The 4,142-nt window shown below is 40.7% G+C and carries 4 protein-coding genes and 1 pseudogene; 3 read left to right on the plus strand and 2 right to left on the minus strand.

Annotated elements, in window-relative coordinates:
- Nucleotides 1-410, plus strand: a 410-nt coding sequence (locus F8S12_RS24350; RefSeq protein ID WP_196518889.1) for a hypothetical protein, incomplete at its 5' end; no start/stop codon positions are given.
- Here the strand turns inward: F8S12_RS24350 and F8S12_RS24355 are convergent.
- On the minus strand, nucleotides 375-1,661 hold the full coding sequence (locus F8S12_RS24355; RefSeq protein WP_196518890.1) for an APC family permease: 1,287 nt from the start codon (nucleotides 1,659-1,661) through the stop codon (nucleotides 375-377). The genes F8S12_RS24350 and F8S12_RS24355 overlap by 36 nt on opposite strands.
- Nucleotides 1,662-1,876: 215 nt before the next feature.
- On the opposite strand from F8S12_RS24355, the gene F8S12_RS24360 reads away from it, so the two are divergent.
- Nucleotides 1,877-2,320 carry a TOBE domain-containing protein gene (locus F8S12_RS24360; RefSeq protein WP_196518891.1) on the plus strand — a complete coding sequence of 148 codons (444 nt, stop codon included), beginning with the start codon at nucleotides 1,877-1,879 and terminating at the stop codon, nucleotides 2,318-2,320.
- A 271-nt stretch (nucleotides 2,321-2,591) separates the two neighbouring features.
- On the opposite strand, the pseudogene F8S12_RS24365 reads toward F8S12_RS24360, so the two are convergent.
- Nucleotides 2,592-2,888: pseudogene (locus F8S12_RS24365) on the minus strand (ISAs1 family transposase); the annotation flags it as partial.
- An 875-nt stretch (nucleotides 2,889-3,763) separates the two neighbouring features.
- On the opposite strand from F8S12_RS24365, the gene F8S12_RS24370 reads away from it, so the two are divergent.
- Nucleotides 3,764-4,142: SIMPL domain-containing protein (locus F8S12_RS24370; protein ID WP_196518892.1), on the plus strand; the 379-nt coding region annotated here is incomplete at its 3' end.

The raw sequence follows: 4,142 nt of genomic DNA on the forward strand, positions 1-4,142 counted from the left end.
ACGATGTTTGGGTACTTCAACACGATGTTTGGGTACTTCAACACGATGTTTGGGTACTTCAACACGATGTTTGGGTACTTCAACACGATGTTTGGGTACTTCAACACGATGTTTGGGTACTTCAACACGATGTTTGGGTACTTCAACACGATATTTGGGTACTTCAATACGATATTTGGGTACTTCAATACGATATTTGGGTACTTCAATACGATATTTGGGTACTTCAATACGATGTTTGGGTACTTCAACACGATGTTTGGGTACTTCAACACGATGTTTGGGTACTTCAACACGATATTTGGGTACTTCAATACGATATTTGGGTACTCAAAAGCAATAAAAATGCTGTAAATTATATAATCCTACGGCACTCACGCGATCGCTCGCCGAATTTTGTGCCAGATTAGCCCTGCGACAATCAACCCTAAACCTACTTGCCAAATCGCAGATTCCACCCAAAAAGCGAGGAAAAGGCAAGAGACAAGACCTAACCAACCTACCCATACAGGATAAAGTCGCTCTGTTGGAGTGAGACGCAAGGCGGCGAAGTTGGTAATTGCGTAATAAATCAAAACACTAAAGGCACTAAACGACCAAGTAGTTTTGACATTACCCAACAGTACCAGCAGAGCGATCGCTATTCCTACAAATACCACAGCCCAGTATGGAGTTGTCTGTTGTTGGTTAAGACGCGCTAAAAAACTTGGAGCATCTGAGCGGCGTCCCATTGCCAACAACACGCGAGATAAGCCCAAAATCAAGTTCAATAGCACACCCAGCATCGCTGTCACCGCACCAATAGCTAACACCAAAGCGCCACCTGAACCGGCAACGCTGCGGATTACCACTTCCAGGGGTGCTGCCTTCGTCTGTCCTGTGGCACTTCCTAAGACATCTGCGCCCACAGCCCCAATGCCAACTATTGCCACTGTCATGTACAGCAACATTGTCAGCAGCAGACAAACAATCATGGCTTTAGGAATCGTTTCCCTCGGCGAACGTGCTTCTTCCCCCATTGTGGCTATGCGCCCATAACCTGTGTAGGCGACAAACATCAAAGCGCTAGCATGAAGTACTGCGCCTGGGGATGTTGTGAAAAAGGGTGTCAAATTCTCAATTCCCACTTCGGCTGCACGGGGGAGACAAGCAAGAATAAAGAAGCCTAAAGATAGCAGCGTTACCGATACAATCACGGTATTAGCAACATTAGAGCGGCGGATACCACTTAAGACAACCAACGTCATCATCACTACAGCGAAAAGGGCTGTAGGAACTACCCAACTGGAACTCAAACCCCCAATGTTTAGCAAGTAACCAGCAAAACCTAAGGCGGCGGTTGCAGCTGAAGCAGTCTTTGCCACTAAAAACATCCAGCCGGCGGTGAAGCCCAAGGCGGGGGTGAGATATCTATAACCATATTCATAAGTGCCACCGCTAACAGCGTGATTAGCTGCTAACTGGGCGCTATTGAGTCCATTACAGGTGGCAACAATTGCCCCAATTGCTACCGCCAAAATTACCGCAGTCCCAGCAATCCCGGCTGCAATGCCGATACTGACAAATACACCCGTACCAACAATCGAACCAAGTCCCATCAGAGTTGCGCCAACAACCCCTAACTCTCGTTTCAGCTGGGGCGGAGAACCTGTAGCGGACATCTTTGATCTCCTTATTTTAGATTGCAAGATGTAGCTTTTATCCTCAGAATACCACCAATAATTCGTAATTCGTAATTCGTAGTTTGTAATTACTGTTACGTAAGGGTTTTAGACATTTCAAATGTGTGGCTTATTTATACCGCGCTATACTAAATAAATATTTGCAGATTGATACTTGGTAGAATCGTACCAAAATCACCAAAATCGATAATATTATGCCAAGAAAAGAACAAGGATGGGTTACATTTCAAACCTCAGAGGAGGAACGGAAGATTTTGGAGGAGTTCTGTGAACAGTCTCAACGCACCAAGACTGAGATTCTACGGGAACTTGTGCGTGGTCTTAATCAGCACTCTTCACAACCAATATCAGCGCCAACTAAGCAGGAAAAACAAGAAGATATTTACACTCAAAAGCCTGAGATAGAAAGTAGTATTCAAAAAAAATCACTAAAAGTTAGCTCTCGCAATATTCTTAAAGGTGTCATTAAACGAGTTATTTTAGGGGCTGTGAATAGTGAAGTGACACTGGAGATTATTCACAAAGTAGAGTTAACCTCGATTATTACCAGAGCTTCCGCAGAAGAGTTGGAATTATCTGAGGGAAAAGAAGCTTATGCAGTCATCAAGTCCAACGATATTGTCATTGCTAGAGAATAAGAAAAGTTAATTTTGGATGTTTGATATGAAGAGGATGAATGATCATTACATTACTGCATTCACCAGGGGAAACGCATCTAAATTGTCTTGACAAAATACCCATCTTAATGAGTGAGCATATAAGAGAATCTTAATTTAATTCAAATGCGTATAAAATTTTTGATAAGTGCCTTAAAATTTGAATAAATCTATAGTAATTATTTATTTTATAGAATGATCTATGTTGTTAGTTTATATATACTAATGTTGAGTTTTTTAGACATAAAATAGCTGTTTTGAATATTTTCAAAAAACTATTCTGAAATTGTTGGGGTTCTATTATCGCAAATACTCTGGCGAATGTATCATGAGATGGAATTCCATTTGGCAATTCTAAAAATTTTTTGAGCCATTCTTGTTTGATTTTTCTATAAGCCTCCATCAATACCCAACGATCTGCTCCACAAATCACTGCACAAATCGCAATGGTAACTATATCAATTAATTTATGCTTTTTGGTGCGCTCAAGTCTCTTGTCTTCTAAATCTTTAAAATGATCTGCAATTGTGATTTTTGGTGGTAGCTTCATTTCTAGATTTTGTCTCATTCAAATGAATTGAGAATACCACTTCACCCCATTTTGTTGATTCTTACAGAACCTATTTTACATCAAATCTTCTTTACATACATCTATTGCATTGATACCAACCTAACAATACTTCCCTTTTTCTGCATTCATGTAAGTTACATTTTGTCAAAACAAATTAGATGCGTTTCCCCTGACTCACCCACTACCTGATAAATATATTTATGGAAAATAATTCACTTGGTTTTGGCGTACCAGATGGTAAGCTTTCGCCCATCTAACTTGCACATTTTTTTGTGTTGACTGTTGACTGCTGACCGTTGGCTGTTAACTGTCAGCAGCCAACAAACCTCATGAGTTATTGTGTAATTTAAAGGCGTAATAACTTAACAGTGCCTTAATTACTACAATTATGACCCTCTTAAATTCGACAAACTTGTTACGTAATCAGGACTTATGCGGTACAATTATTCGTTGAGTTGGGCATAGCGGATAGGGAATAGAATATCGGTGAATTTTCCATGCCCAATAACCAATGCCCAATGCCAGCCCAAACCCTTGATTTTTCGTTACTGATGCGTAAATCCTAGTAATATTAAGTCGCAGATGGTGTTAAAAGATTGCATTGACTACTTGACATGTCAACACTGCGTTTTCTACCGCCTTTTCTAGCTACTGGAATCAGTTCCGATAGCAATTTACACTGCGGCGATGAAAGTTAATTAAATACGGTGGATTCATGGCTCTCGTCACGCTGTCATCCTTAAGTATTTTTTCCACTGACAAGATATCGGTCAGTGAGCTTTCTTACTCTTGAGACATCCTCTAAGATTAAAACATCAACAGGTTTCAAACATCATTTAAGCAAGGAAAATAAGATGGCTAACACAAATAATCTCACAGTTGCGAGAGAGCAGACTCTTGTGATCATCCCTTCCCTGACTGGTAGCACTAATCCAAACACTGCTCAGATATTGGAAGTTACTGGTCAAGGAAAGGTTACTGTTCCCACTACCTTAACTGAGGTGCAATTGGGAATTCAAGTAGAGGGAAAAACTGCAACCGAAGTTCAAGAAGAAGTTGCTCAACGTTCAACAGCAGTAGTTGAGGCGCTGCAAAACCTTGGGGCGCAAGAACTTCAAACTACATCTATTCAACTAAATCCCGTCTTTAGCTTTGAAAATAATACTCAAACCATAATCGGCTTTAGAGGACTCAACACACTTCAGTTTGAGTTACCAACAGATAGAGCTGGAG

Origin of the sequence: Nostoc sp. WHI, from assembly GCF_015714725.1 — a bacterium.
GTDB lineage: Bacteria > Cyanobacteriota > Cyanobacteriia > Cyanobacteriales > Nostocaceae > Nostoc.

What these genes read in the sequence shown, in the direction of transcription:
- F8S12_RS24360 (WP_196518891.1), top strand. Translation starts at nt 1,877, where the DNA reads ATGCCAAGAAAAGAACAAGGATGGGTTACATTTCAAACCTCAGAGGAG.
- F8S12_RS24355 (WP_196518890.1), bottom strand. Translation starts at nt 1,661, where the DNA reads ATGTCCGCTACAGGTTCTCCGCCCCAGCTGAAACGAGAGTTAGGGGTT.